The sequence below is a fragment of the Nocardia arthritidis NBRC 100137 genome (assembly GCF_001612765.1).
Taxonomy (GTDB): domain Bacteria; phylum Actinomycetota; class Actinomycetes; order Mycobacteriales; family Mycobacteriaceae; genus Nocardia; species Nocardia arthritidis.
In genome coordinates, this window is record NZ_BDBB01000031.1 from 19,624 (window position 1) to 45,609 (window position 25,986).

Annotated in this window: 24 protein-coding genes and 1 tRNA gene; 12 read left to right on the forward strand and 13 right to left on the reverse strand. The window is 69.0% G+C overall.

Features of this window, described 5'->3' with window-relative positions; translation table 11 throughout:
- Nucleotides 1-107: 107 nt before the first annotated feature.
- Complete coding sequence (locus NA8_RS21740) at nucleotides 108-914, reverse strand: VOC family protein (protein ID WP_063052193.1); 807 nt, start codon at nucleotides 912-914, stop codon at nucleotides 108-110.
- Between the two features lie 644 nt (nucleotides 915-1,558).
- Between NA8_RS21740 and NA8_RS35790 the strand changes: the two genes are divergently transcribed.
- Genes NA8_RS35790 through NA8_RS21760 form a run of 4 tightly spaced genes read left to right on the forward strand, consistent with a single transcriptional unit; the run spans nucleotide 1,559 to nucleotide 3,313 of the window.
- Nucleotides 1,559-1,984, forward strand: a complete 426-nt coding sequence (locus NA8_RS35790) for an SH3-like domain-containing protein (protein ID WP_063052194.1) — start codon at nucleotides 1,559-1,561, stop codon at nucleotides 1,982-1,984.
- Nucleotides 1,981-2,280: an SH3-like domain-containing protein gene (locus NA8_RS35795; protein ID WP_063052195.1), complete on the forward strand. Its 300-nt coding sequence runs from the start codon at nucleotides 1,981-1,983 to the stop codon at nucleotides 2,278-2,280. The genes NA8_RS35790 and NA8_RS35795 overlap by 4 nt, the downstream gene beginning before the upstream one ends.
- Nucleotides 2,277-2,987, forward strand: a complete 711-nt coding sequence (gene scnC, locus NA8_RS21755) for a thiocyanate hydrolase subunit gamma (RefSeq protein WP_063052196.1) — start codon at nucleotides 2,277-2,279, stop codon at nucleotides 2,985-2,987. Before NA8_RS35795 ends, scnC begins: the two co-directional genes overlap by 4 nt.
- Entirely contained in the window at nucleotides 2,984-3,313 is a 330-nt protein-coding gene (locus NA8_RS21760) for an SH3-like domain-containing protein (protein ID WP_063052197.1), read from the forward strand. Before scnC ends, NA8_RS21760 begins: the two co-directional genes overlap by 4 nt.
- Before the next feature lie 101 nt (nucleotides 3,314-3,414).
- On the opposite strand, the gene NA8_RS21765 is transcribed toward NA8_RS21760, so the two are convergent.
- A tRNA-Met gene (locus NA8_RS21765) sits at nucleotides 3,415-3,488 on the reverse strand.
- Between the two features lie 527 nt (nucleotides 3,489-4,015).
- On the opposite strand from NA8_RS21765, the gene NA8_RS21770 reads away from it, so the two are divergent.
- Entirely contained in the window at nucleotides 4,016-4,561 is a 546-nt protein-coding gene (locus tag NA8_RS21770; protein WP_063052198.1) for a transglycosylase family protein, read from the forward strand.
- 90 nt (nucleotides 4,562-4,651) lie between these two features.
- Here the strand turns inward: NA8_RS21770 and NA8_RS21775 are convergent, their stop codons facing one another.
- Nucleotides 4,652-7,654: a UPF0182 family protein gene (locus tag NA8_RS21775; RefSeq protein WP_063052219.1), complete on the reverse strand. Its 3,003-nt coding sequence runs from the start codon at nucleotides 7,652-7,654 to the stop codon at nucleotides 4,652-4,654.
- Nucleotides 7,655-7,864: 210 nt separating this feature from the next.
- On the opposite strand from NA8_RS21775, the gene NA8_RS21780 reads away from it, so the two are divergent.
- Nucleotides 7,865-8,446 carry a PPA1309 family protein gene (locus NA8_RS21780; protein WP_063052199.1) on the forward strand — a complete coding sequence of 194 codons (582 nt, stop codon included), beginning with the start codon at nucleotides 7,865-7,867 and terminating at the stop codon, nucleotides 8,444-8,446.
- 75 nt (nucleotides 8,447-8,521) lie between these two features.
- Nucleotides 8,522-8,719 carry a hypothetical protein gene (locus NA8_RS21785; RefSeq protein WP_063052200.1) on the forward strand — a complete coding sequence of 66 codons (198 nt, stop codon included), beginning with the start codon at nucleotides 8,522-8,524 and terminating at the stop codon, nucleotides 8,717-8,719.
- On the opposite strand, the gene NA8_RS21790 is transcribed toward NA8_RS21785, so the two are convergent.
- Nucleotides 8,706-9,731, reverse strand: a complete 1,026-nt coding sequence (locus NA8_RS21790; protein WP_218019492.1) for a YlbL family protein — start codon at nucleotides 9,729-9,731, stop codon at nucleotides 8,706-8,708. The two genes, NA8_RS21785 and NA8_RS21790, sit on opposite strands and share 14 nt — an antisense overlap.
- Nucleotides 9,732-9,858: 127 nt before the next feature.
- Here NA8_RS21790 and NA8_RS21795 point away from each other — a divergent pair, with 127 nt between their 5' ends.
- The 3 genes from NA8_RS21795 (at nucleotide 9,859) to NA8_RS21805 (ending at nucleotide 13,624) form a co-directional block, all read left to right on the forward strand.
- A complete protein-coding gene (locus tag NA8_RS21795) occupies nucleotides 9,859-11,271 on the forward strand; it encodes a zinc-dependent metalloprotease (protein ID WP_063052202.1) in 1,413 nt (470 codons plus the stop codon).
- 85 nt (nucleotides 11,272-11,356) lie between these two features.
- Complete coding sequence (locus tag NA8_RS21800; protein WP_063052203.1) at nucleotides 11,357-12,232, forward strand: hypothetical protein; 876 nt, start codon at nucleotides 11,357-11,359, stop codon at nucleotides 12,230-12,232.
- A 48-nt stretch (nucleotides 12,233-12,280) separates the two neighbouring features.
- Nucleotides 12,281-13,624, forward strand: a complete 1,344-nt coding sequence (locus NA8_RS21805; RefSeq protein ID WP_063052204.1) for an ABC1 kinase family protein — start codon at nucleotides 12,281-12,283, stop codon at nucleotides 13,622-13,624.
- 447 nt (nucleotides 13,625-14,071) lie between these two features.
- Here NA8_RS21805 and NA8_RS21810 read toward each other — a convergent pair whose 3' ends face one another.
- From NA8_RS21810 to NA8_RS21830, 6 genes are all read right to left on the reverse strand, one after another.
- Nucleotides 14,072-14,395, reverse strand: coding sequence for a WhiB family transcriptional regulator (locus tag NA8_RS21810; RefSeq protein WP_157106825.1), 324 nt, complete (start codon nucleotides 14,393-14,395; stop codon nucleotides 14,072-14,074).
- Nucleotides 14,396-14,530: 135 nt separating this feature from the next.
- Nucleotides 14,531-14,869, reverse strand: a complete 339-nt coding sequence (locus NA8_RS21815; protein WP_063052205.1) for a hypothetical protein — start codon at nucleotides 14,867-14,869, stop codon at nucleotides 14,531-14,533.
- Nucleotides 14,870-14,979: 110 nt separating this feature from the next.
- A complete protein-coding gene (locus NA8_RS21820) occupies nucleotides 14,980-17,127 on the reverse strand; it encodes an ATP-dependent DNA helicase UvrD2 (RefSeq protein ID WP_063052206.1) in 2,148 nt (715 codons plus the stop codon).
- 343 nt (nucleotides 17,128-17,470) lie between these two features.
- Nucleotides 17,471-18,130 carry a MarR family winged helix-turn-helix transcriptional regulator gene (locus tag NA8_RS21825; protein ID WP_245663943.1) on the reverse strand — a complete coding sequence of 220 codons (660 nt, stop codon included), beginning with the start codon at nucleotides 18,128-18,130 and terminating at the stop codon, nucleotides 17,471-17,473.
- The gene (locus NA8_RS33915; protein ID WP_157106826.1) at nucleotides 18,103-18,267 is read right to left on the reverse strand and encodes a hypothetical protein; all 165 of its coding nucleotides are present in this window, start codon (nucleotides 18,265-18,267) and stop codon (nucleotides 18,103-18,105) included. Before NA8_RS33915 ends, NA8_RS21825 begins: the two co-directional genes overlap by 28 nt.
- Nucleotides 18,268-18,690 carry an SRPBCC family protein gene (locus tag NA8_RS21830; RefSeq protein ID WP_063052208.1) on the reverse strand — a complete coding sequence of 141 codons (423 nt, stop codon included), beginning with the start codon at nucleotides 18,688-18,690 and terminating at the stop codon, nucleotides 18,268-18,270.
- Nucleotides 18,691-18,807: 117 nt separating this feature from the next.
- Here NA8_RS21830 and NA8_RS21835 point away from each other — a divergent pair, with 117 nt between their 5' ends.
- Nucleotides 18,808-19,038, forward strand: a complete 231-nt coding sequence (locus NA8_RS21835) for a mycoredoxin (protein ID WP_157106829.1) — start codon at nucleotides 18,808-18,810, stop codon at nucleotides 19,036-19,038.
- Nucleotides 19,039-19,078: 40 nt separating this feature from the next.
- On the opposite strand, the gene nudC is transcribed toward NA8_RS21835, so the two are convergent.
- Both nudC and NA8_RS21845 read right to left on the reverse strand, forming a co-directional pair.
- On the reverse strand, nucleotides 19,079-19,984 hold the full coding sequence (gene nudC / locus NA8_RS21840) for an NAD(+) diphosphatase (RefSeq protein ID WP_063052210.1): 906 nt from the start codon (nucleotides 19,982-19,984) through the stop codon (nucleotides 19,079-19,081).
- Nucleotides 19,985-20,030: 46 nt separating this feature from the next.
- The gene (locus tag NA8_RS21845) at nucleotides 20,031-21,086 is read right to left on the reverse strand and encodes a potassium channel family protein (RefSeq protein WP_063052211.1); all 1,056 of its coding nucleotides are present in this window, start codon (nucleotides 21,084-21,086) and stop codon (nucleotides 20,031-20,033) included.
- Nucleotides 21,087-21,441: 355 nt separating this feature from the next.
- Here NA8_RS21845 and NA8_RS21850 point away from each other — a divergent pair, with 355 nt between their 5' ends.
- Nucleotides 21,442-21,855 carry a DoxX family protein gene (locus tag NA8_RS21850; RefSeq protein WP_063052212.1) on the forward strand — a complete coding sequence of 138 codons (414 nt, stop codon included), beginning with the start codon at nucleotides 21,442-21,444 and terminating at the stop codon, nucleotides 21,853-21,855.
- Here NA8_RS21850 and NA8_RS35260 read toward each other — a convergent pair.
- On the reverse strand, nucleotides 21,812-25,986 hold a 4,175-nt coding region (locus NA8_RS35260), incomplete at its 5' end, for a 3'-5' exonuclease (protein WP_063052213.1). The genes NA8_RS21850 and NA8_RS35260 overlap by 44 nt on opposite strands.

A 25,986-nucleotide genomic window follows, 5' to 3' on the forward strand; every position in this document is an offset into this window, starting at 1 on the left:
GAGGATCCGTAGCGGGCCGCGCGACGCACCCGCCCTTGCTCCACCTTCGTGCGGCGAGACGACCCGTCGGCGGAGCGGCGCTCACCTCGCCGCTCCGCCGACACGGCTCAGGCGCCGCTCGGCGGTTCGCCGACGGTGGTCGTGGGATCGATGATGCCGAAGACCTCGCCCTGCGGGCCCTGGACGATGCCCATACGCCCGAAGGGGCTGTCGTCGGGTCCGGACATGACGGTGGCGCCGAGATCGCCCGCGTCGGCCAGCGCCTGGTCGGTGTTGTCGACCTGGAACCAGGTCAGCCAATACGACGGGTTGTCGCCCGGCATCTTCGTCGAGTCGTTGACGCCGCCGACGGCGTCGCCGTCGGGCGTCAGGCTGAAGGTGGAGTAGACGAAGTGCTCGCCGTCGCCGATCTCGGCGTAGTGCCAGCCGAACACCTCGGCGTAGAACTCCTGGGCCTGCTTGTAATCGCTGGTGTGCAGTTCGTTCCAGCAGTAGGCGCCGTGCTCGTTGTAGATGCCCGCGCCCGCGTGGGCCTTGGCCTCCCAGACCCCGAACACCGCGCCGGTGGGGTCGGCGCCGACGAACATGCGGCCGACATCGAGCACGTCGAAGGGTTTCATCATCAGCGCACCGCCCGCCGCGCTGACCCTCTCCCCGATCGCGTCGGCGCTGTCGGCGGCGAGATAGGTGGTCCACACAGACGGCATCGGCATGCCTTCCGGCTTGGGTCCGATGCCCGCGGCCGCGCGGCCGTTGCGCATCGCCATCAGATATCCGCCCGCCTCGGGCGGGCTGTCCTCGATCTCCCAGCCGAAGAGGGCGCCGTAGAATTCGCGGGCGCGCGCCGGATCGTCGACCTGGCAGTCGACCCAGCACGGCGTTCCCTGCGGCCAGCTTCCGTCATGTGTGGGCATTGCGAGTGCCTCCTGACACGGGTTGCCGATGTGCGGCCGAGACAGCCGGCACACGGCTAGTCAACCACCAGCATTCCGTGGAAGTGAGCCGATTCGGCCGACCGCTCGATCGGGTTCGCGAGCGTTGGAACTCAGGAGAAAGACCCCTTACACAGATCAGTCCCCGGTAGTCTCGCCGAAACCGTGAGCGTCGGTCGTCGCTGACGACTCCGGTGTTTCGACTGGCTTACCGGGGGCCTAGCCGGATCCTGGGTCGGTGTCTTCACTGCCTGCCGACGTCTCGGCTGACCGTGCGCTCACCTACCGGTGCTCCGGTGTAATGACTAGTCTCCTCCACATTTTCCGCTAGTCAAGAGGTCGAACCGCCGATTCTCCGAGCCGGTGCGCGGCCGCGCCGCGCACCGCGGACATCCTTCAGCAAATCGATCTTGACGTGTACTCTTGGCAACCGAACCATGCGATTGTGACTGGGGTCACACCCCGTCGCCCGACTGCTCCCGTCTGCCCGATGACCGGGCAGACCGTCCCGTTGGAGTCCCCATGGCGCTCGTCGTCGGTCCCGCCTCGACGAGTACGCACGTGCGCGCGCACATCCACCGCAACTGCCCCGCCGGAGACACCGCATCCGTCGCTACGGAGGCATCATGAGCGCACCGAACCGATTCGACGAGTTGCAGCAACGCGTCGCGGACCTCGCACCGGTCTTCCGCGAACCGCTGGATTCGCCCTACGAGATCTCCAACGAGTTGTTCGCCGCGCTTCGGCACGTTCTGCACGACGTCGGCGGCCAACCGGACATCCCGGTCGAGTACCGGGAGAAGGAGGAAGAGCCCTGGGAGATGAGCACCTACATCACGTGCGAATGCCTCGGCTGGCGCGGCGTGTGGAACTCCGAGGAACGCAGGCGAGCGGAGAACGACCTCGGCGCGACGCTGTACTTCGGCCTCCCGTACTACGCGCGCTGGGCGACCGTGGCGGCGAAGACCTTGGTCGCCAAGGGATTGATCACCCCCGACGAACTCTCGGCCAAGTTGGACGAGGTGCGCGCCCGCAGAGAGGCGCGGCCATGAGCAGGAAGTATCGGATCGGCGATCACGTGCGGGTGCGCGACGCCACCTCGATGTTCCACACCCGCACCCAGGCCTACACCCGCGGGCACACCGGTGTCGTCGTCGAGTACCGGCCGGAGTGGATCATCCCGGAGGACGAGGCGTGGGGGCGCGAGGACGGTCGCGTCGAGCCGTTCTACGTCGTGCGATTCCGTCAGAAGGATTTGTGGCCCAAATACACCGGCTTCGACGCCGACACCTTGGAGACGGAGGTCTCCGAGCGCTGGCTCGAGCCCGCAGAGGAGGACGCCCAGTGAGCCGGACCCACGATCACGACACGCACGCGCCGATCCGGACGAGCGACGAGATCAGCGAATTCGAAGTGCTCGAGACGGCGGTCCGCGAACTGGCCATCGAGAAGGGGCTCTTCTCCCAGGAAGACCACCGCAGGTTCGCCGAGTGGGCAGAATCGGTCGGTCCGCACGGCGGATCGAGACTGGTCGCCAAGGCGTGGACCGACCCGGACTTCAAGGCACGCCTGCTCGCCGACGGGACCGAGACGTGCAAAGAGGTCGGCATCGACTGGCGCGATCCCACCGGATCCGGGACGCCGAGCGACTACACCTACTTCTACGTGCTGGAGAACACCCCGCAGGTGCACAACGTCATCGTGTGCACGCTGTGTTCGTGCTATCCGCGACCGGTTCTCGGGATGTCCCCGGACTGGTATCGCACGCCCAATTACCGTCGCCGCCTGGTGCGCTGGCCCCGCGAGGTACTCGCCGAGTTCGGCTTGCACTTCCCGCCCGACGTCGAGATCCGGGTGCACGATTCGAACCAGAAATCCCGGTTCATGGTGCTGCCGATGCGCCCCGAGGGTACCGAGGGCTGGACCGAGGAGCAGCTGGCCGCCATCGTCACCCGCGACACCATGATCGGAGTGGCGCTGCCCCAGGTCGACTGGACCGCGCAGCAGCCGCCGAACCGAGTCGAGACCGCACCGAGACAGGAGGGACGCCGGTGACGAGCGGTCCGTACGAAGTCCTGCTGAACACGCTGGGACCCGCGCCACGCCGGGAGAGAACCCTGCCCGACCTCGATCGCAAGCCCGACCCATGGGAGTCCAGCATGCAGGCCATGTGCGAATGCCTCTCCTGGCGCGGCGCCTTGGACAATCTGGAGCGCCGCCATGCCGAGGACGAGCTCGGCGAGACCATCTACCAGGACTTCCCGGTCCGCACCCGCTCCGTGGTGGTCACCGCGCACGCGCTGATGGACCTCGGCGTGATCAGCCCGGAGGAACTGCGCGCCCGCATGGACGCCGTTCGGGAGCGGTTCCACCGGCAGTAGACCCACCAGAACGGGCGGACATCTCCGAAGACTGCCGAACCGGAGCATCGAAAACGAAAACGAAAAGGCCCGGAACCTCGTGGTTCCGGGCCTTTCGCTAGTAGCGGGGACAGGATTTGAACCTGCGACCTCTGGGTTATGAGCCCAGCGAGCTACCGAGCTGCTCCACCCCGCGTCGGTGAACACAACATTACACACGGGTTCACACAGTCTGCAAATCGCCAGCTCAGCAGCGGTTTCGCCGCGGTAGACGGACCACTGGAGCCGTCGACAGGAACATGCGCGCGACCCCGAAGGCGCGACGACAATCCCGGCGACAAGCACATTCAACAACGCGCGCGCAAGATTTGCCACACGTTGGCCACTTCAAACGTGACCTAATTCACCATTTCGACGTGATCTCACTCACATAACGATGCGATAACTTACCTCCGCACCGGCGTGTTGATGCCGTTTCCCACCTGGAAAAACGGGGATATTCCCGTTATTCGCTTCATGCAATTCCGGCGTTATCCAGATGTGATCTGCTGAGATTTCTTCGTTACCGTCAATCCACGGCCCGGATCATCCGAGACGGGCTCGAACTCGAACCGCCGAACACCGGCAACCCTGTCCCGCGGTTCGAGGATCCCCGACGACCTGGGGACAGGGACGCGGCGCAGTTCCATCGCCGTGCCGGCGGGCGCAGGGAGGGAAACGACCATGACTGAGAACCGGAAGATCAGCACCCGCGCCCTCGGCCTCGCCGCCATCACCGGCGCTCTTGTTGCCGTCCCGTTCGCATTCTCCACCGCTTCCGCCTCCGCGGCGTCCCACGACTGGGACGGCGTCGCACAGTGCGAGAGCGGTGGCAACTGGGGGATCAACACCGGAAACGGCTACTACGGCGGCCTGCAGTTCTCGCAGAGCACCTGGGCCGCCAACGGCGGCAGGGGCTCCGCGCACAACGCGAGCAAGGAAGAGCAGATCCGGGTGGCGGAGAACGTGCTCGCCACCCAGGGCCCCGGCGCGTGGCCGGTGTGCGGCCAGTACCTGCGCCCGGGCACCTCCGAGCCCGAGCCCCTCGTCGAGGCCGAGGAACTGCCCGCCGTGCCCGAACCCGCCCAGCCCGCCGTCAGCGCCGCGCAGTCGGCGGTCGAGCAGGGCCGGTCCGCCGCGGACGAGCTCGCCGAGCAGTACGGCGTGAAGGACCAGCTCCAGCAGATCCTCAGCCAGAACAGCGCGCTGATCGACGCTCTCGGTCGCTGACCCGTCCCGCGTCACGAACACCGAAGACGCCGCCATCGTGAACGATGGCGGCGTCTTCGGTGTTCGGGGCTGTTCGAACGGCGTCGCTATTCAGCGACCCGCGTCCTGGTACGCCTTGACGGCGGCTTCCAGCTCGTCCAATGCCCGGCCGAAATCTTGGAAGTTGCCGCTGCGCATGGCATTTCGCACATTCTCGATCTTCCGGTTGAGTTCGGCCGCCGCGGCGTCCTTGGCGGTGGACGATCCCGCCGTGGGCGGCGAGACCGACGCGGGCGGCGGCGTCGCGGCAGCGCCGGTCCCGTTGTTGCCCTGATCGGCAGGCGGCGGAGCGGTGCCGGGCTTCGGCCTGGTGCCCGAGTCACCGCCGAACGGCGTCGCCAGCGCCCCCGCACCCGGGATGACCTGGTTCAGCGCGTCCGCCAATGTCGAGGCGTAGCCCACCTTGACGTTGCCCGCCTCGTCCCGATAGCTCACCAGCACGCGCAGCAACTGCGGGAAGGTCGCCGTGTTCGGCCCGGTGTTGCGTTCGTTGTAGAACGGCTCCACATAAAGAATGCCGCCGTCCGCGACCGGCAAGGTCAGCAGATTGCCATATTTGATCTTGTTCGAATTCGACAGCAGCGTTTTCTCGCGCGATACGTCCGGCGAGGTCGTCATCCGGTTCTGCGTCTGCTGCGGACCCAATGTCTGTGTATCCGTGGGCAATCGAAGAATCGTGAATTTCCCGTACCCGTCCGGATCGGAGCGCACCGAGATGTACGCCGCGAGGTACGGCCGGTTGTAGCCGGTCATCGCGCTGGTCAAATTGAACGTGGGCTTGTTCGTCTTCGAGTCGCCCAGCAGCACGTAATACGGCGGCTGATTCGCGGTGGTCCCGCCCTCGGTGGTCGGATCGGCGGGCACCGACCAGAAGGCGTTGTTGGTGAAGAACTCCCGGGGATCGTCCACGTGGTACTTCGACAGCATTTCGCGCTGGACCTTGAACAGATCCTCCGGATAGCGGAAGTGCGCCCGCAGTTCCGGCGAGATCTCGCTCTCCGGCTTCACCGCGCCAGGGAACACCCCGCGCCATGCTTGCAGCACCGGATCCGAGGAGTCCACCTCGTAGAGGGTGACGCTGCCGTCGTACGCGTCGACCGTCGCCTTCACCGAGTTGCGGATGTAGCTGACCGACTTGCGCGGCAGCAGACGTCCGGTCTTCTTGTCGATGCTGTCCTCGACCGCGCCCTCCAGCTCGGTGTTCTGCGCGTACGGGTAGTTGTCCAGCGTGGTGTAGGCGTCCACGATCCAGACGATCCGTCCGTCCACCACCGCGGGGTAGGCGTTCCCGTCGGTGGTCAGCCAGGGCGCGACCTTCTGCACCCGCTCGCGCGGGCTGCGGTTGAAGATGATCTTCGAGTCGTCACCGATGGCCGAGGAGAACAAGATGTTTCGCTCGGCGTACTTGGCCGCGAAGGCCAACCGGTTGAACCAGTTGCCGATCGGCACGCCGCCCTTGCCGGTGTAGGTGAATTGCGCTGTGTCGGAGTCGTACTCGCGCGGACGCTGGCCGTCCATCGCGCCGACGATCGCGTAGTCCGGGTTCGCCTGTGAGATCAGCTCGCCGAAATACACCCGCGGCTGGTCCACCCTGATCCGCTGCTTGTCCGCGGGCGTGAACAGATCGCTCACCATGAAGATCGGGTAACCGCCGTCGCCGCTGCCCCCGGCGGCGTTGGGATCGTCCGACGGCGGCTTGTTCACCCGGTTGGCGGGGGCGGCGACGAAGCCGTTGCCGTGGGTGTAGACGGTGTGCCGGTTGATCCAGTCGGTCTGGTTGCCGCTCAGCGCCGCGGGCGAGAGCTCCCTGGCGGCGACGATGTAGTCCTGCACGTCGCCGTCGAGGTTGTAGCGGTCGATGTCCAGCGACTCCGGGAAGCCGTAGAAGTTCTTCAGCTGGCGCAGCTGAGTGAACGTGGGCGAGAGGATGTTCGGATCGAGCAACCTGGCGTTGCCGATGGTGGCGGCGTCCACCGGCACCTCGAGCGGGTTCTTGTTGCTCTCGCCCTTGTAGTCCTTGTAGTCGATCCTGTCATCGGTGATGCCGAACGCCTGCCTGGTCGCGGCGATGTTGCGTTCGATGTACTCGCTCTCCTTGTCCGCGGCGTTGGGACGCACGGAGAATTGCTCGACCACCAGCGGCCACACCGCGCCGACCAGGATCGACGACAGCACCAGGAGCGCGGCGGCCATCGCCGGCACCCGCAGATCGCGCAGCACGATGCCGGCGAAGAAGGCCAGCGCGCAGATCACCGCGATCGACAGCAGGATGAGCTTCGCGGGCAGAACCGCGTTGATGTCGGTGAACGAACCGCCGGTGAAGGTGGGTTCCTTGCGGCTGCTGGAGAGCAGCTCGTAGCGGTCGAACCAGTACGCGATCGCCTTGAGCAGCACGAAGGTTCCGGCCAGCAGCGCGAGCTGGATCCGCGCGGCGCGGGTGAGCGTGCCCTCGCGACCGGTCAGGCGCAGTCCGCCGAAGACGTAGTGGGTGACCAGGCTGGCGAAGAACGCGATGACCACCGCGACGAACAGCCAGTTCAGCACCATGCGGTAGAAGGGCAGGTCGAAGGCGTAGAAGCCGACGTCGAGGCCGAACTCCGGGTCCTTCTCGCCGAACGAACCGCCGTGGAGGAACAACTGCACCGTCACCCAGTTCGACTGCGCCACCAGGCCCGACAGCAGGCCGAGCAGCACCGGGATGCCGACGCCGAACAGCCGCAGCCTGCTCATCACGGTGGTGCGGTAGCGCGCGATCGGATCGTTCGGGCCCGCCACCGGCACGAACACCGGCCTGGACCGATAGGCCAGCAGCAGCGCCAGCCAGACCACGAGTCCGACGAATGCCGCCACGACGAGGAATAGCAGGACCCGGGTCCGCAACACCGTGAGATACACGTTGCGGAAGCCGACCTCGCCGAACCACAGCCAATTCGTGTAGGTGTCCGTCAGCCGCGGCCCGAGCAGCAGCAATGCCGCCAGGACGATGGCTGCCACCAGCAGCACACGGCTGCGTCGGGACAGCGAAGGTAAGCCGGTGGGGGGCCGCATGCCCACGATGCCACTCTCCAAGGTCCGGCGACGCTCGCACCGATACGCCCGGCCGATGCGCCGCAGTCCGATGTTGCGGGTGGTCCTTGCGGACCGTCCCGGCCCACTCTACGGAAATCGGACACCATGCAGCTGGCAGGGTTGCGATCGCCGCGCCGGGGAACCGATCGCACGGGTTTCCGGCTGACCCCGTCGGCCGTTTGATTGGATGTTCGCGTGACCCCAGACCTGCACGCCGAACTCGTCCTTGCCCGATCCGTCCGGGAGGTGGCGGAATTCGTCGACGCCGAGGGGTGGGGGCGTCCCCCGCAGATGTTCGCCTTGGTGCCGACCGCGGACCTGGTCGCGGCGCAGCCGGAACTGGAGGAGCAGCTCGACGAGGGCGACGAGCTGACGCCGGTCGCGCAGGAGGCTTTCCCGGACGACATCACCGGCGGCTCGATCGCCTTGGACGAATTCCTGGCCACCACCAGCTGGCCTCCCGCCGTCCGCGGTTGTGTGCTGGTGCAGGAGATCGTGGTGCTCCCGCCGGACGCCGAGTCGACGCTCGACGACGCGCTCGCGCCGCTGCTGGCCGATCACGACGCCGCCGACGCGGCCGCGCGCGCCGCCGCCGAGGCGCACCCGGAGCGCCGGGAGGCCCGGTTGTTCGCCGCGGTGCTGCGTGACGGCGCGTCGCTGTGCCTGCTGCAACTGCGCCCCGAGGACGACGCCGACGATTTCGGCGACCTCGACCTGCGCACCTATCCCAACCTGGCGCCCAACCTGGTCGAGGCGCTGCACCATACCCTCGAGTGAAAAGACCCGGCCAAGCGCTCGGCCGGCTCGCCGGCGAGGCGCGCTGACACTGACCTCGGCCGCCCGCCGGAACCCGTGGGCACAGCGGCGCTGTCGCCTGCCGCAATCTCGGATGCGGGGCTGGAGCCGCCGGAGAGCGAGATCCTGCTGCTGCTCGCCGCACGGGAAGCCGCCCGCGTGCCCTGCTACGCGCACGCGGTGCGCACCCGGACCGGGTCTCGCGGCTTCCGGCCGGGGTCACCGGCCTCGCGTCGCGACGTCAGCCGCAGCTGACCGGTTCCTTGCCGGTGTTGATCTCGGTGAGCGACTGCACCGCGCCGGTGAGGTTCTCGACGCGCACCAGCCGCAGGCCGTCCGGGGTCCGCTGCTTGGCCTCGTTGCAGTTGGCGGCCGGGACCAGGAAGGTCTCCGCGCCCGCGTCGCGCGCGGCCATCATCTTGTACTGGATGCCGCCGATCGGACCGACCTTGCCGTCCTGGTCGATGGTCCCGGTGCCCGCCACGAATTTGCCGCCGTCCAGCTCGCCGGGGGAGAGCTTGTCGATCAGGGCCAGGCTGAACATCAGTCCCGCGGACGGTCCGCCGATATCGGCGAGGTTGAAGGCGACCTGAAGCGGCGGCCGGGCGCCCTCCCCCGGCGTCACGCCGAGGTAGCCCTTGGCCGGGTCGTCGGGGCGCGCGCCGAGGACGATCGTCGCGGTCTGCTCGGCGCTGTCGCGCCGGTACACCACGGTCAGCGTGCTGCCCGGCGCCTGGGACGAGACCGCGGTGACGACGTCCTTGGGCGCCGTCACGGGCGTGCCGTTGATGCTGATCAGCTCGTCGCCCGCGCGCAGCACGTCGTGAGCGGGCCCGTCGTCGGTCACCTTGCGCAGCAGCACCACCGTGGGCAGCCGCAGGTAATGCAGCGCGGCGACCTCGGCGTTGCCCTCGGAGTCCTTGAAGTCCTCCTGGTTGGACTTGTCGATCTCCTCGCGCGAAACGCCCGGCGGGTAGACCTCCGAGCGCGGCACCAGGCCGTGCTTGCCACTGGCCCAGAAGCCGAACGCCTCGAAGATGCTCAGCCCGTCCCGCACCGACACCGTGGTCATGTTGAGATGACCCGTGGTCGGATCGACTTCGGTGCCGCGCACGTCGACGACATCCTTGCCGTCCACCTCGCCGAGAGTGTCGAAGGTGGGACCGGGCCCGAGTGCGACGAACGGCACAGTCAGCACACTGCCGAGGACACCGAGCACGAGCACCGGGATCAGAGCGGCCACCAGGGTGAGGATCCGACGATTCACCCGGACCACAGTAATGACAGCAGGCGACGCGAGGCGCCGGAGGCGGTCATTTTCCCCGGGCGCGCCGCCGCCGGTTTCGCGCCGCGCGAACATCGGGACGCTGTGCTACGCGCGTAACGTGAAGGGCATGAACGACCTCCCCTTCGGATTCTCGAACCGCGACGACGACGATCGTAAGCGCGGTGACGAGCCGGGCGGTCCCGGTCCGAACGACCCGCTCGGTTTCGGTATCGGCGGGTCCGGCGCGGGCGGATTCGACCCGGCGCAACTCGGGCAGATGCTGACCTCGCTCGGCCAGATGCTCAGCGGCATGGGGCAACCCGGCTCCGCGCAGGCCGGGCCGGTGAACTACGACGTCGCCAAGCGACTTGCCCGCCAGCAGCTCGGCTCGTCCGTCGCCCCCGTGTCCTCGGGCGCCGCGAGCGCGGTGGCCGACGCCGCGCATCTGGCCGAACTCTGGCTCGACAGCGCGACCACCCTGCCCGCGGGGGCCACCAAGACGGTCGCCTGGACCGCCAACGACTGGATCGAGCAGACCCTGCCCACCTGGCAACGCCTGTGCGACCCGGTGGCCCAGCAGATCTCGGGGATGTGGACGTCTGCGCTGCCCGAGGAGGCCAAGCAGTTCGCCGCGCCGATGGTCGGCATGCTGGGCCAGATGGGCGGCTTGGCCTTCGGCTCGCAGCTCGGCCAGGCGCTCGGGCAGCTCGCCAAAGAGGTTTTGACCTCCACCGACATCGGACTCCCGCTGGGCCCCACCGGCACCGCGGCGCTGCTGCCCGCGGCGATCTCGGAGTTCAGTGCGGGGCTGGAGCAGCCGGAGAGCGAGATCCTGGTGTTCCTCGCCGCCCGGGAAGCCGCCCACCAGCGACTGTTCGCCCACGTGCCGTGGCTGCGCCAGCAGGTGCTCGGCGCGGTCGAGGACTACGCGCGCGGCATCCGGATGGACTTCTCCGCGCTGGAGCAGGCCGCGCAGGGCATCGATCCGATGTCGCTGACCGATCCGGCGAAGCTCGAGGAGATCCTGGCGCAGGGCACCTTCGAGCCGCAGACCACCCCGGAGCAGAAGCAGGCGCTGGAACGGCTGGAAACGCTGCTGGCGCTCATCGAGGGCTGGGTGCAGGTGGTGGTCGCCGAGGCCGTCGGCGATCGGTTGCCCGGCGCGGGCGCGCTGGCCGAGACGCTGCGCAGGCGGCGCGCCACCGGCGGGCCCGCGGAGCAGACCTTCGCGACGCTGGTCGGTCTCGAATTGCGTCCGCGCAAGCTGCGCGAAGCAGCGGCACTGTGGCGCAGGCTCACCAACGATGCCGGCATGACCGCGCGCGACCGGGTCTGGGCGCACCCCGACCTGCTGCCGGACTCCGACGATCTGGACTCCCCCGCGGGCTTCATCGACTCGGTGATCGGCGGCGGCGCGGCCGTGTTCGACGATCCGCTCGCGCAACTGGCCGAAACCGAAGCGCGCGAGCAGGCCGCGCGCGAGCACAAGGATGACGACGCCGGGCCCGACCTGGGCAAAGAGGGCGGCGCATCCGCCTGATCCGCCTTGTGGATGAAGTGAAATCCTGTGGATAACTGAGGATTTCGGAGCGAGCCGCGCACCCTGCGATCCGCATACTGATGACATGACAGCGATATGTCGTGGTCCTCGATTGCGTCCGAGGGTGACCGTGCTGGTCCGCCCGACCGGTGTCGTCCAACTCGGGTGCGATCCGGAAACCGCGGTGGTGCTCGGCCCGGAAGGCATGGACGCCGAGACCGTTCTCACCTTCCTCCGCCTGCTCGATGGTCTGCGCACCAAGCCGCAGATCATCTGGCGGGCCGGAGAGTGCGGCATCGATGCCGAACGGGCTGTGGCATTGCTCACGCTGGTCGACGAAGCCGGGCTGCTGGACCACCCGCAGGACCGAGCCGGCCAGGTTCGGGCGGTGCGGGTGCATGGGCTCGGCCCGCTCTCGGACGCGGTGTCGGCCGGGCTGCGCGCGCTGGGCGTGCGGCCGAGCCGTTCCCGGGACTATCCGTCCGGCACGGCGACGGTGCGGTCCTGGGGAGCGGACCTCGTCGTACTCGCCGACACGCTGATGCCCGATCCGCGGCTGGTGAGCGCCTTGGTACTGCACCGCATTCCCCATCTGCAAATGCGCATCCGGGACAACAAGGGCGTCATAGGGCCCTTGGTGCTGCCCGGCGTGACCAGCTGTCTGCGCTGCGCGGACCTGATCCGCTCGCAGAACGACGCCGATTGGCCGCATCTGGCGGCCCAACTCCTCGGCCGTGTCGGACACGCCTCACCCGCCGGGATCGCGGCGACGACGGCGGTCGCCCTCAGCGAACTGGAGGCGATCATCGCCTGCTCACCGCGGCGCACGCCGGCCACCCTGGACGCGACTCTGGAACTGGATCTCGATTCACATGTCCTCGATCGGCGCGGATGGGACCGCCATCCCGCATGCGCGTGTGCGCGCATTTCCGCAGGCCTCGCCGCCGCAGCCCGGGCGTGATCAAGATTGCCGTGGCAGATCGGCCGGTCCGTCCGCCATGATGGGTACGTGTCTGAGATCGTGCGCCGTCGCTCGTCCCGCAACGCCAAGTTGGCCAAGATTCCGCTCGGCATCGCCGGACGGGCGGCGGTGGGGTTCGGCAAGAAGCTCGCCGGAGGCGACAAGTCCGAGATCAACGCGCAGCTCAATCAACGCGCCGCCGAGCAGCTGTTCACGGTGCTGGGCGAGCTCAAGGGCGGCGCGATGAAGTTCGGGCAGGCGCTCAGCGTGATGGAGGCCGCGGTCCCGGAGGAGTTCGGCGAGCACTATCGGGAGGCGCTCACCAAGCTGCAGGCCGCCGCGCCGCCGATGCCCGCCGCCACCGTCCACCGGGTGCTCGACCAGCAGCTCGGCACCCAGTGGCGCACCCGCTTCCGCGAGTTCGACGACATTCCGGCCGCGTCAGCCAGCATCGGGCAGGTGCACCGGGCGGTGTGGTCGGACGGGCGGACCGTGGCGGTGAAGGTGCAGTACCCCGGCGCCGACGAGGCGCTGCGCGCGGATCTCAAAACCCTGTCCCGCATGTCCGGTCTGGTCGCGTCCGTGATCCCCGGTGCGGACGTCAAGCCGATCCTCGCCGAGATCACCGAACGCACCGAGGAAGAGCTGGACTACCGCAACGAGGCAGCCAACCAGCGCGCCTTCGCCAAGGGCTTCGACGGGCACGCCGAGATCGTGGTGCCCAAGGTGGTGGCCAGCGCGCCGAAGGTGATCGTCACCGAGTGGCTGGACGGCGTCGCCGTCTCGACGATCATCAAGCAGGGCGCCGAGGATCCGGCAGGCACCCTCGCGCTGCGCAATCGCGTGGCGGGGCTCATGGGCCGGTTCCACTTCTCCTCCCCGGAGGTCGTCGGACTCCTGCACGCCGACCCGCACCCCGGCAATTTCATGATGCTGCCCGACGGCAAGCTCGCGGTCATCGATTTCGGCGCGTGCGCACCGATGCCGGACGGCTTCCCCGTGGTGCTGGGCCGCATGCTGGCCCTCGCGGTCGAGCAGCGCTTCGCCGAACTCACCGAACTGCTGTACGACCACGGCTGGGTGATCCCTGGCCGAGTGGTCACCCACCAGGAGATCGCCGACTATCTGCGGCCGTTCACCGACCCGATCCAGGCCGACTCGTTCCACTTCACCCGCAGGTGGATGCAGCGGGTGGCGGGCAAGGCGTCGGAGTTCGCCAGCCCGGAAATGAAAACAGCGCGGGCACTGCAACTTCCGGCGGAATACGTGATGATCTTCCGCGTCCTCGGCGGCTCCGTCGGCATTCTTGCGCAACTCGACGCCGAGCTGCCGTTCATGGAACTCGTCCGAACCTGGATGCCCGGCTTCAGCGAGGAGCGCACGGCCTCCTGACCCCCGGATCAGTGTGCATTGCACTCCCAGCCCCGCCGAGTGCGAGTCTTACGAGCACTGTTCGCGGCCCGGCTTGTCTCCGTGTGGCGAAACGTTTGCGCCGCAGCCCAAGAGTCGCGGTCGCTCGTACACGAGCCTCAGGAGGGCCGCGGCCCCACGGTGCCGTAGGCGCGGCAGATCAGGCAGAGCGCACGTTCGCGGTCCGGCTCACGTGCGAGTGACCGAAGTGCATGCGCCGCAGGCGCGAGTTCGGTCGCTCGCAGGCAAGACTTCCCGGGACCGCCCGCACGCGGTGCCATGGGCGCCGCACATCGAACATCGACGCAGACCAGCCGCCCACCGGGCGACGGTGGGCGGCTGGTCTGCTTTCTCGTTCGTTGGCTCGGTCCGTGCCGGGACCGACGGAATCGAGCACATCGACCGGAGGGAGGGAAATCACTCCCCGGCTCATGCCGGGACCGCGACCTTGCGCGGACGGCCGCGGGGACGCTTGCGGGCGATCACGACACCCTGGTCGAAGATCTCGCCGCCCCAAACACCCCATGGCTCACGACGATCCATGGCGGCGCTCAGGCAGCCCTTGCGGATCGGGCAGGTCGCGCACAGCGCCTTGGCCTGCTCCAACTGGACCGGGCTCTCGGCGAACCAGAGGTCCGGGTCTCCAGCACGGCAGGGCAGGACCTTGGTGATCTCCTGGGTCCGGGTAGTCGACGCCACGGTTCGGCATGTCACGTCAGTAGTGGCCTGCGGCCAACCCTGTGCGGTGAACACGTCGTTCTCCTTCAGCTCGTTGCAGCGGTTCGTTTGTTGTGGCGAAACCGGTGCCGGTCGGCTGAAGGGCCGGAGAATACTGGCCACGGTTTCGCTGTCGTGCGATCCGTGGCCAGGAGGTCGGGGAGGAGCTCCCTACCTAGGTCGACATCTGTGTCGAGTCCTGAACACGATCGCTGGGTGTGCGGTGCGGAGGCGTGCTGCCAGCGGATCCGCCGGCTCGAAGCCGGCTTCAGCCGCGAAGACACCGACTGCTGCCTCGGCAGCCGCCGGGTGCCAGCCCGCGCTGGGCTTGCCCTGGATCTCGGTGCGGATAGACGTGTGCATCGCAACGGAATTCACTTGCATGCACGACGTGCCGAACGCACCGATTCCGGACACACCGATCCCCTGCAAGGCGAGGATCCCCCGGGAGGCCGCCATGGGCGCATAGACCGCAACGCCACTGGCGCCGAAGTTCATGATGTTGTCCACTGCTCTGCCTCCCTCCTGTACTCGTTGTGTCGCTAACTGTGCGCGCCGAGATGCCCTCCCGGTGCGTAAAAACACCATAGGCAAGATCTTCGAGCGCGACAACCTATTTTCTACCTGCGGTTTTGTGATATGGATCGAAGCCGGGACGCCACGATCGCGAGCACGTCGGCCCCGAACTGGTCGATCTTCTTCGCACCGATGCCCGCGATCGCGGCCAGCGCGGCGTCATCGGCGGGCAGTTGTTCGGCGATCGCGGTGAGTGTGGTGTCGGTGAACACGACGAATTCGCGGACTCGCAGCGCCTGCGCCTTCTCCGCGCGCCAGTCCCGCAGTGCCGCAAGCAATTCCGCGTCCAGTTCGGCCGGGCAGCGACGGCAGCGGCCGAGCATGGTGGCGTAGGTGCCGATCAACGGTTTCGCGCAGACCCGGCAGGTCGGGCGGACGCCGTTCGAAGCAGGCGGCGAGGCCGCGATCCGCGAGGCGGGCGAATCGTCGGGGACGAGGCCGTTGAGGAATCGCGAACGCCGCCTGGAGCGCCTTCCGCCCTCGTTCCTGGCCAGCGCCCAGGACAGCCGCAGATGTTCGCGCGCTCTGGTGACGCCGACGTAGAGCAGCCGCCGCTCCTCCTCGAGCGCCGCCTCGTCGGCGACCGAGCCGTCGTCGGCGAGGACGTGCGCGATCGGCATGGTGCCGTCGGACAAGCCGACGAGGAACACCGCATCCCACTCCAGACCCTTGGCGGCATGCAAGGAGGCCAGCGTGACCCCCTGCACCGTGGGTGGATGCCTGGCCTCGGCGCGGGCCGCGAGTTCGCGCAGCAGACCGGTCAGGTCGAGCCGGTCGTCGTGGCCGACCAGTTCCTCAGTCAGGCGTACCAAGGCGATCAACGAGGACCACCGTTCCCGCGCCTGCGCGCCCGCGGGCTCGGTGGCGGTGAGCCCGAGCGGGGCGAGCACCGCGCGCACCAGCGAGACCAGGGCATTGCCACTGCGCGCCTGGTCGGGTAGATCCTCGCGCGACGCGGCCTGCCGCAGCGCCTGCACGGCCTGCCTGACCTCGGCACGCGCGAAGAAACCCTCGCCGCCGCGCACCTGGTAGGGAATGCCGCGCTCGGTGAGCGCCTGCTCGTAGCTCTCGGACTGGGCGTTGATCCGGTAGAGCACGGCGATCTCGGCGGCCGGTGTGCCGGCCTCGATCAGCCTGCCGATCGCCACCGCCACCGCCGCGGCCTCCGCGGGCGCGTCGTCGTATTCGGCGAACACCGGCTCGGGTCCGTCGGCGCGCTGGCCGATCAACTGCAGCCTGGTGCCCGCGATGCGCCCGCGCGCCGCTCCGATCACCCGATTGGCCAGCGACACCACCTGCGGAGTCGAGCGATAGTCGCGTTCCAGGCGGACCACGGTGGCATCGGGAAAACGACGGGAGAAGTCCAGTAAGTAGCTCGGCGTGGCGCCGGTGAACGAATAGATCGTCTGGTTCGCGTCGCCGACGACGGTCAGATCGTCGCGGTCGCCGAGCCACGCGTCGAGCACGCGCTGTTGCAGCGGCGTCACGTCCTGGTACTCGTCCACGACGAAGCTGCGGTAACGGCCGCGGAATTCGTCGGCCACCGCCGGATAGTCCTCCAGCGCCGCCGCCGTGTGCAGCAGCAGGTCGTCGAAGTCCAGCAGCAGCCCGTCCGGCGTCGCCTTGAGCTTCTCGTAACCGGCGTAGACATCGGCGACCCGCAGTGCCTCGTAAGGCGTCTCGCGCCGCTGCTTCGCGACCGCCGCCACGTAGTCCTCCGGTGCGATGAGCGAGCCCTTCGCCCACTCGATTTCGCTCAGCAGGTCGCGGACGCTGTCGGTGGCCGTGGACAGCCCGGCCCGCTGCGCCGCCTGCGCGACGATCGGGAACTTGGCATCGATCAGCCGCCACGGCACGTCACCGACGATCTGCGGCCAGAAATACTTCAGCTGCCGCAACGCCGCCGCGTGGAACGTCCGCGCCTGCACCTGGGTCGCTTCGCCGCCGAGGCCGAGCGCGCGCAGCCGGGTGCGCAACTCGCCCGCAGCCCGCGCGGTGAACGTGACCGCGAGCACCTGATCGGCCTTGACATGCCCCTGCGCGATCAGATGCGCGATGCGATAGGTGATGGTCCTGGTCTTGCCGGTCCCCGCGCCCGCGAGCACGCACATCGGACCGCGCGGCGCGCGCACGGCGGCGGCCTGCTCGGGATCGAGGTCTGCGAGGTCGAGAGCGGGCACGCGGTCCATCATGACAGCGCCCACCGACACCCACCGTGCGGGCGTCCGCCCGAGCCCGCACCGACGTCACCGCGGACAATCGCACCGACGAACGGTGCGGACCGACCGCTGTCGAGGTCATCCGACACCTCATGATGTCGGCGACGCAGCTGACAACCGCGATCCATCGACATCACCAACACATCGGACTCGGCCACCTACATCACTGCCGACGTGCCGCGCTTCGAGGCGAGTGCGGCGCCGTGTTCCGCGCCCCGGTGCGGAAGGCCCAGGGACCGCGGCTTGCCCACAGGCGTGGTAGGCCACGGCTCTGACCAGCGGGCGGGCGCCGAGCAGGTGGACAGCCCCCAACCGATCAGCGGTCGCGCAGTAGCTGTAAGTACCGGAGAAAAACGCCGCCCGATGCACCGAGCGGGGCGAAGTACTCCGCGTCGCACGCCTCGACCGCGACGATGGCCCGGTTGACCAGTGCCACCCCTGCTTCGGTGGCGACCAGGGCCTTTGCCCGTCGATCGCTCGGGTGGTCGCGGCGTTCCAGCAGGCCCTTCTGCGCCAGCGTGCGCACCACCTGGGAGGTCATCATCGGGTCGGTAGCGGCGTATTCGGCCAGGTCACGCTGCCGCACCGGGTCCGCGCGACCGGCGGCGAGATAGGTCAGCGAGGCGAGCAGCACGAACTGCACATGGGTCAGATCGAACGCAGCGAGCGCCGCCCGCTGCGCCGCCTGCCAGCGATTGGTCACCTGCCACAGCAACAGGCCGGGGCTTTCCTCGGCCGTGTGGAATCTGGAGCGCAGCCGCCCGTCGTCCGCCTGCATCGGCCTTCCACACTCCTCGGTCATCGCCCGCGCGATCAGCGCGTAATCGTGCGGGCTGAGTTCTATCAGGCGGCGTTCTATCAGGCGGCGTTCTATCAGGCGGCGTTCTATCAGGCGGCGTTCTATCAGGCGGCGTTCTATCAGGCGGCGTTCTATCAGGCGGCGTTCTATCAGGCCGCGGCGCAGAACGTGCCCCAATTCGGCACGCTGGTGAATTCCAGATCGGCACGCAACTCCTCGATGTCGGTGGGTACTTCGGCCGACGCTCGCTCACCACGACGATCCGCCGGTGCGGCGGGCGTCCGCCGCGAGCCTTCGCCGAAGGTCTCGGCCACTCACGCCGCGATCCCCTCCGCGACGGCGACCAGCGCGTCCAGGTCGGGCTGTACGGATTTCGCCAGCCCCGCGCCGAGGATCTTCGTCCACAGCCGTCGCAGCGGTCCGTCGATCGAGACCGTCACCGTGATGGTGGTGCGGCCGTCGGCGACGGCGACTTCATGAGCGAAAGTGAGCCGCGCGCCGAGCAACTTCGACACATCGATGAACTCGCGGTCGGTCAGGCGCTCTATCACGAATCGGACCTTCGGCCCGCCTTTCGGCCGCAACGTCCCGGTCGAGCCCTCGGCGAACGGTCCGTCCAGGCGAACCCACTCGGTGTCGGTGTTCCATTCCGGCCAGGTCGCCATGTCGGCCCAGCGGGCGAAGAAGGCGGTGGGCGGAGCACTGGAGCAGGCGTGCGCGGTGGCGATGAGCGTCATCCATTTAGTATGCGCGCATACTAAATGAGAGGCAAGGCGCGAAGAAGTTCGAGTTGGAACAGTGGGCAGCCGTCCAGCGTTGCAGTGTCCGTGACTGACGCGAACCCCACTTTGACGATGTACTCGACCACCTGGTGCGGCTACTGCCGCAGGCTCAAGAAGCAGCTGGAAGAGGCGGGCATCACCTACGTCGAGATCGACATCGAGCAAGATCCGGTGTCGGCCGAGTTCGTCGGCAGCGTGAACGGGGGCAACCACGTCGTGCCCACTGTGAAGTTCGCCGACGGCTCCACCGCGACGAACCCGTCGCTGGCCGCCGTCAAGCAGGTCCTCGCCGGTCTGTCCTGATCAGCCGCGCGCGGGTCGCATCGGCCCGCGCGCGAGTGCGTCAGTCGATCGCGGCCCAGGATTCGATGATGGTGCGCGCGATCGAGATCGAGCCGGGCAGCAGCAGCTGGGCGCCCTCGTCCCGCTTCGACCAATCGCCCACCGCCAGAGCTTCCCGCACCTGCGCGCGGGTGAACCAGTCGGCTTCGACGATCTCGCCATCGGAGAAGATCAGCGGCTGTGCGGGATCGGCGACCGCGGCGAAGCCGAGCATCAGCGAGCGCGGGAACGGCCACGGCTGGCTGCCCAGATAGCTGATCTCGCGCACGTCGAGACCGACTTCCTCACGCATCTCGCGCTCCACGCAGCGTTCGAGCGACTCACCCGCCTCGACGAACCCGGCCAGCAGCGAGAACAGCGATCTCGGCCAGCTGTTCTGGCGCGCGAGCAGCACCCGGTCGCCGCCGTCGTGAATCAGGCAGATCACCGCCGGATCGATCCGTGGGAACTCCTCGTAACCGCTCTCGGTGACGCGCGACCATCCGGCCTTCGACGAAATGGTCACCGTGCCGTCCGCGCCGTGGAAGCCGGCCTTGTCGTGCCAGTTCAGCAGCGCGATCGCGGTGGACAGCAGCCCGGCGGTGCGGTCGTCGACGGTGCCGCCGGCCAGCGCGCGCAGATCGGTCAGCGTGCCCTCCAGTTCCGGATCGCGCACGGCCCACAGATGGATGCCGTCCTCGACGCCGAGGAACACCGCGGCCGGACTGGGTTCGGCGGACAACTCCAGGGCCGCGTCCAGGACCAGAACGTTCCCCTCGAAGCGCACCTGCCCGCGACGGTTGACCCGCAGAAGCTTGGCGTCGGCCCAGCCCTCCTTCAGAGCCTGGGCATCACCTCGGATCTGCTCGGCCCGATCGATGACGGTACGGGAGAGCAAGGGAACACCATTGAGCTGAAATGCCGGCACGGTTCGAGACTATCGCGCCCGAGCTACCACCCGGTCCGCGCCGGGGTCACTTGCCCGCCCGGCGGATGTACAGCAGTTTGTCGCCCGCCTCGACCGCGTCCACTTCCGGCTCGCCGACCCGGTGGAGCACCCCGTTGCGCACCACGCCGAGGACGATATCGCTGAGATGCCGCGGCGAGCCGCCGATCTCGGACGACTCCACCTCACGCTCGGCGACGGCGAAGCCCTCCTCCGGGGTGAGCAGGTCCTCCATCATCTCCACGACCGTGGGGGTGGTCGTCGCGATGCCGAGCAACCGGCCCGCGGTCTCCGAGGACACCACCACCGAGTTCGCGCCGGACTGCCGCACCAGATGGGTGTTCTCCGCCTCCCGGATCGACACCACGATCTTGGCGGCCTTGTTCAGCTCGCGGGCGGTCAGGGTGACCAGCACGGCGGTGTCGTCCCGGTTGGTGGCGACGACCACCGACTCGGCGTTCTGCGCACCGGCCAGCCGCAGCACGTCGGATTGGGTGGCCGAGCCGTGCACCGTGACCAGCCCGGCGTTCGCGGCCGCCTCCAAGGCGATCATGTCGGTGTCGACCACGACGATGTCGGCGGGTTGCACCCCGTCACCGAGCATGGCGTCGATCGCGGTCCTCCCCTTGGTGCCGTATCCGACGACCACGGTGTGATTGCGCACGGTGTGCCTCCATCGCTGAATCTTGAAAGCCTGCCGGGAACGTTCGGTCAGCACGCTGAGTGTGGTTCCGACCAGGACGATCAGGAACAGGATGCGCAGCGGCGTGATGATGACGATGTTCGCCAGCCGCGCCTCGGGCGTCACCGGGTGGATGTCGCCGTATCCGGTGGTCGACAGCGACACCGTCGCGTAGTAGAACGCGTCCAGGAACGACAGTTCGCTGGCCGAGTTGTCGTGGTAGCCGTCGCGCCCGATGTAGACCACCAGCGCGGCCAGGAACAGCAGCGCGGTCGCGAACAGCACCCGCCTGGTCAGTGAAATCCATGGACTGGTCTGCACTTCCGGGATGCGCAGCACGCCGACCAAGGCGAAATCGGGGCGGCTGGCCAATTCCAGTTTGCGCGCTCGCTCACCGAACACAGGGCACACCCGTCATCTCGTCGCCAGCGTCGGTCATCCCCGGCATTCCTCGTCCCTCCGGCACAGCAGGGGAGCCTACTGTGTTTGTTTTTCCAGCGCCTGCGGCGCTGGGTGTTCGCGGCCCTTTTACGGCCGGCGAACGGCGCATACTCGGTCCCGCTTCGCTCGAAACCGGGAGTCGAGGTGCGCGGGCCGCGTCGTCAACGGACGATGCTCGCTACGGGCGATTGCCGGTCTCCCGCCGACGGGACCATGCGGGTTTCGGGCCTGCGCGCCGTTCGAGACGCGGACAATCGGGTCCGGCTCGGAGCGACCCGGGCTCGACGCGAAGCAGCCTGGATGTAAGGGTTTCCTCATGGCTGAAAACACGCTGACATCCGTGTCCGACGGCGGGCGGCGGCCTGCGCTGGCGCTGGCCGCCCTGCTGTTCGGCGCGGGGGTGTTGCATTTCGTCCGGCCGAAGCCTTTCGATTCGATCGTGCCGCGCTTCCTGCCCGGACGCGCTCGCGACTACACCTACGCTTCCGGCGTGGCCGAGATCGGCGTCGCCGCCGCGCTCGCGATTCCGCGTACCCGCAGCATCGGCGGACGCCTCGCGGCGCTGCTGTTCATCGCGGTGCTCCCGGCCAACGTGCAGTTCACCGCGGACATGCTGGCCAGCGAGAAGGCGCCGCGGCTGGTCAAGATCGGCTCGGCGCTGCGGCTGCCGTTGCAGATTCCGCTCGTCACTCAGGCGCTGGCGGTGAGCCGGCGGGCGCGGCGTTCCTGATCAACTCGGCCAGCTCCTGCGGACCGGCCAGGTTGACCGGCGCGATGGTGCGACCAGTGCGCACGTAGTGGAACGCGGCGCCGATCCGGTCCAGCATCTCGTGCTCGGGCCGTCCCTCGCGCGCGGCCATCAGCCGCGCCCACGCCAAGCGATAGACGGCCAGCTGCATGGCGACCGCCGCTTCCTCGGCGGCGCTGGGCTCTGCGCCGGTCTTCCAGTCGACCACGGTCCACCGCCCGCCCGGTTCGGCGAACACCGCGTCCATCCGGCCGCGGATGACGGTGCCCGCGATCGATGTCTCGAACGGAATCTCCACCTCGATCGGGCTGCGATCGGCCCACCGCGAGTTCAGGAACGCCTCCTGCATCGCGGTCAGCTCCGCGTCCAGGCCCGCGTCGGCCGCACCGCTGTCGGCCGCACCGGGCAGTTCGTCCAGACCGAGCAGGCGCGTGGAGCCGAACCACCGCTGCACCCAGGCGTGGAAGGCGGTACCGCGGCGGGCCAGCGGATTCGGCGGGTAGGGCAACGGGCGACGCAGGCGGGCGGCGAGTCTCGCCGGGTCGGCGCGCAGCTCGACCAGGGCGGTCGCCGCGATCTGACCGGGTAGCTCGACCTCCTCGGCGGCGACCGCGGCGGCCCGGTGTTCGGTCAGCAGGGCGTCGACGTCGGCGGCCCAGCCTTCGGGATCGCCGGGGTCGGGCGCGGGCTGGGTGTGCTCGGGCCGGAACCGGTCCTCCGGCGGGGGCGGAGCGAAACCGGTCGCGGCGAATGCCGGCTCGCCTGCGGACAGGTATTCCTCCACCGGGTCCGGCGCCGTACCGAAATAGGGTTCGACGTCCGCGTAGGGGTCGGCGTATTCGGTTGCGATGACTTCGAAGTCATTCGCGAACTCGTCCGGCGGGTACTCATCGTCGGGCGGGTAGTAGTCCGGTTCGTACGCGAGATCCGGCTCGTCTTCCGGCGGCGGGGGCGCCATCTCGACACGGTCGGGTCCGGGGCTGCGGTCCGCGGCGGCGCCGGACGAGTCCGGGCCGTGGCGCTCGGCATCGGGGGGACGGGCACGCAGTTCGGCCAGCGCGGCGCGGACCAGCGCGGCGCCCTGTTCGATGGGGTCGCGGCGGGTGCTGAGCGGGTCGCGCGGCCACTCGGCGGTCGCCGGGTTGTCAGTGAAGGGGTTGACGGCGTCGGCGGCGGGCGGGTCGTCCCAGCGGTCGATCGTCAAGACGTCGTGGGCTGGGCTTTGCGGGTCCTGGTGCGCGTGCTTCAGTTCCAGCAGGAAATCCGAGGGTCCTTTCGGGGAACTGCCGGTCTCCGCCCAGTGGTGGGCCGAAACCAGCAGGACGCGTTCGGTTCTGGTGAGCGCGACGTAGAACAGGCGGCGTTCCTCATCGATCCGGCGGCGTTCCAGCGCCTCCTTGTGCGCTTTGATCGCGCGGTCGAGGTCCGCGCGGTCGTACAGGTCGGTGAGATCGAGTACGGGCACGCCCTCGGCCGCGTCGTCCTGCTGACGGTCACCCCGCAGCGACGTCGGCAGTTCCGCCAGCGCGCCCAGCCACGTACCGGAGCCGACTTTGGACGGGAACACGCCCTCCACCACGTGCGGGACCGCGACGATCTCCCATTCCAGGCCTTTCGCCGCATGCACGGTCAGTACCTGCACGCGGTCCTTGGCGACCTCGACCTCGCCCGGCTCCAGACCGTTCTCGACCTCCTCCGCGGCGGCGAGAAACGCGAGCAGCCCGCCGAGCGAGGCGCCGGTGTCCGCGGCGTACCCGGCTACGACTTCGGCGAACGCGTCCAGATGCTCGCGTCCGGCCCCGGTACCCGCCATGGCTCGCCGCGTCTGGGTCTCCACACCGACGCCGATGGTGCGCTCGACGTCGGCGACCAATTCCGCCAGCGGTTGACCGCTGCGTTCGCGCAACGCGGCCAACTCCCGGCCCAGCGCCTCGATACGGGCGAACCCGGCGGAGGAGTACTGGTCCGGCGGACCGGGGTCGGCGATCGCGTCGGCCAGCCCGGCCTGTTCGGCGGGTTCCGGCGCCACCTCGCGCAACGCCTCGTCCAGCGCGGCACCGTCGGCGATCTCGGCCGGACCCTGGGAACCGGGACGCCGGATCGACAGGTCCCTGGCGCGGCGATCGAGGGCGGCGATGTCGGCGACGCCGATGCGCCAGCGCGCGCCGGTCAGCACGCGCATGGCGGCGCTGCCCGAGCCGGGTTCGGCGATCAACCGCAGGGTGGCGACGACGTCGGCGACCTCCGGCGTGGCGAGCAATCCGCCGAGCCCCACGATCTCCACCGGAAGCCCTTGCGCGCGAAGGGCTTCCGCGAGCGGTGCGGCATCGGCGTTGCGCCGCACCAGTACCGCCGAGGTGGGCGGGGGCTGTTGCGCCGCGCGCCGGGCGGTCCACTCCGCAGCGATCCGCTCGGCCACCCAGTCACGTTCGGCGGCGACGGTGTCGGTCAACGCGAGCGCCACCAGCCCCGGCCCGGCGTCGGGCTTGGCGCGCAACGCGTCGACCGTCACCCCGCCGCCCTCGATAGCCTTGCGCCGCAACGGTTCCGCGACCAGGTTCGCCAGCGCCAGCGCTTCCGGCGGATTGCGCCAGCTGGTCAGCAGCGCCAGCGTGGGTGCGGGAACGCCCGGCGCAGTGGGGAAATCGGTGGCGAACCGGGGCAGATTCGCCGCCGAGGCACCGCGCCAGCCGTAGATCGACTGCATCGGATCGCCCACGGCGGTCACGGCAAGGCGTTGCCCGTCGTGCGGTTGCGAGCGCTGATCGCGCCGCTGGGCTGGGGCGTGCGGGTCATGCGCACCGGCGAACCGCGGTGGCCCTTCTCCCCCCGTGTCGACGCGCCGCATGCCTGGCGCCGAGTCGCCGGGACGGGCGCCGGCGGTCTGCGAAGACTCGTTGTCCGGCATCTGGTCCGGCTCGCGCTTTCCCATGCCGGACTGCGGGGCACGGCTGCCCTGTGTGAGCCGGTCGGCGGCCGGATCGCGAGCATCGTCCACCGACGCCCCCCGTTGCCCCGTAGATGGATCGAGATGCGTCTCGTCGCGCGCGGAGTTGAAAGCGCCTCCGCCCGACACATCCGGGCTCCCACCGAGGCCGTGTGGCTCGCGGGCCGCCGTGCTGGCGTCCGGCTGATCTCCATCCACCCTGGGCCACTGTGGATTCAGCTCGCCCGGCTCGCCCGCGCCGCCGCGCCGCAGATACCCTTCCTGTCCCGGCGAATCGGCGTGCGCGGCCGAACTGGGCGACACATCGCCCGGCGCCGAGCCACCCCAGAGCGGCTGGCCGACATTCTGCGGATGCGCGCCGGGGCGCACCACCCGCTCGGAATCGGTAAAGACTTCTGCGCGTGGCGAATCCCGGCTTCCGGCGGTGGCGCAATCACCATTCGCTTCCCGAGATACGTCGGGTGCGTCGACCCTGTGCGTCGATACCTGGTCCGACGCACCCTCCGGCGCACCGCCGAACAGGGCGGCGAGCAGGACGCGCTGGGCGTGGCCGGTGTCCTGGTATTCGTCGAGCAGCACCAGGCGGAACCGGGCGCGTTCGGCGGCGGCGACCTCGGGGTGCTCGGCGGCCAATCGCGCGGCCAGGGACATCTGCGCGCCGAAATCCAGTGCGCCGCGGCGGCGCAACGCCTCGCTGAGCTGTTGCACCAGCGGCAGCAGCGCGACCCGCTCCCGCTGCACCTGCACGATGTTGAGCAGCGTTTGACTCGGCCCGCCCCGCTGCCGCGGACCGGCGGGCAGCGTGTGCACCAGCTTCGCCAGTTCGGTGTGCGCCTCGGCCAGTTCCTCCGGCTCGACCAGATGCTCGGCGAGCTGTCCGGACAGCGCGAGCACCGCCTCGGTGACCGACACGGGGGTGCGTTCGGTCTCCAGGTCGCCGTCCCAGGTGCGGACCACCTGGTGGGCGAGTTGCCAGAGCTGGGTCTCGGTGAGCAGGGCCGCCGAGGGTTCCACCGGAAGCAGCAGGCCGTGTTCGGTGAGCAACCTGCCCGCGTACGAGTGGTAGGTGCTGATCTCCGGTTCCGCGCCGGTCAGCTGCGCGCGCAGCCGGCCGCTCGGGTCGAGTTCGCGCAGCAGCGGCGCGCCGGCCAGCCGGGCCAGCCGGG

Coding starts and splice junctions, on each gene's coding strand:
- NA8_RS35795 (WP_063052195.1), top strand. CDS start 1,981: ATGAGCAGGAAGTATCGGATCGGCGATCACGTGCGGGTGCGCGACGCC.
- NA8_RS21835 (WP_157106829.1), top strand. CDS start 18,808: ATGTACTCGACCACCTGGTGCGGCTACTGCCGCAGGCTCAAGAAGCAG.
- NA8_RS21820 (WP_063052206.1), bottom strand. CDS start 17,127: ATGATGGACCGCGTGCCCGCTCTCGACCTCGCAGACCTCGATCCCGAG.
- NA8_RS21830 (WP_063052208.1), bottom strand. CDS start 18,690: ATGACGCTCATCGCCACCGCGCACGCCTGCTCCAGTGCTCCGCCCACC.
- NA8_RS21795 (WP_063052202.1), top strand. CDS start 9,859: ATGAACGACCTCCCCTTCGGATTCTCGAACCGCGACGACGACGATCGT.
- NA8_RS21770 (WP_063052198.1), top strand. CDS start 4,016: ATGACTGAGAACCGGAAGATCAGCACCCGCGCCCTCGGCCTCGCCGCC.
- NA8_RS35790 (WP_063052194.1), top strand. CDS start 1,559: ATGAGCGCACCGAACCGATTCGACGAGTTGCAGCAACGCGTCGCGGAC.
- NA8_RS21850 (WP_063052212.1), top strand. CDS start 21,442: ATGGCTGAAAACACGCTGACATCCGTGTCCGACGGCGGGCGGCGGCCT.
- NA8_RS21740 (WP_063052193.1), bottom strand. CDS start 914: ATGCCCACACATGACGGAAGCTGGCCGCAGGGAACGCCGTGCTGGGTC.
- NA8_RS21800 (WP_063052203.1), top strand. CDS start 11,357: ATGACAGCGATATGTCGTGGTCCTCGATTGCGTCCGAGGGTGACCGTG.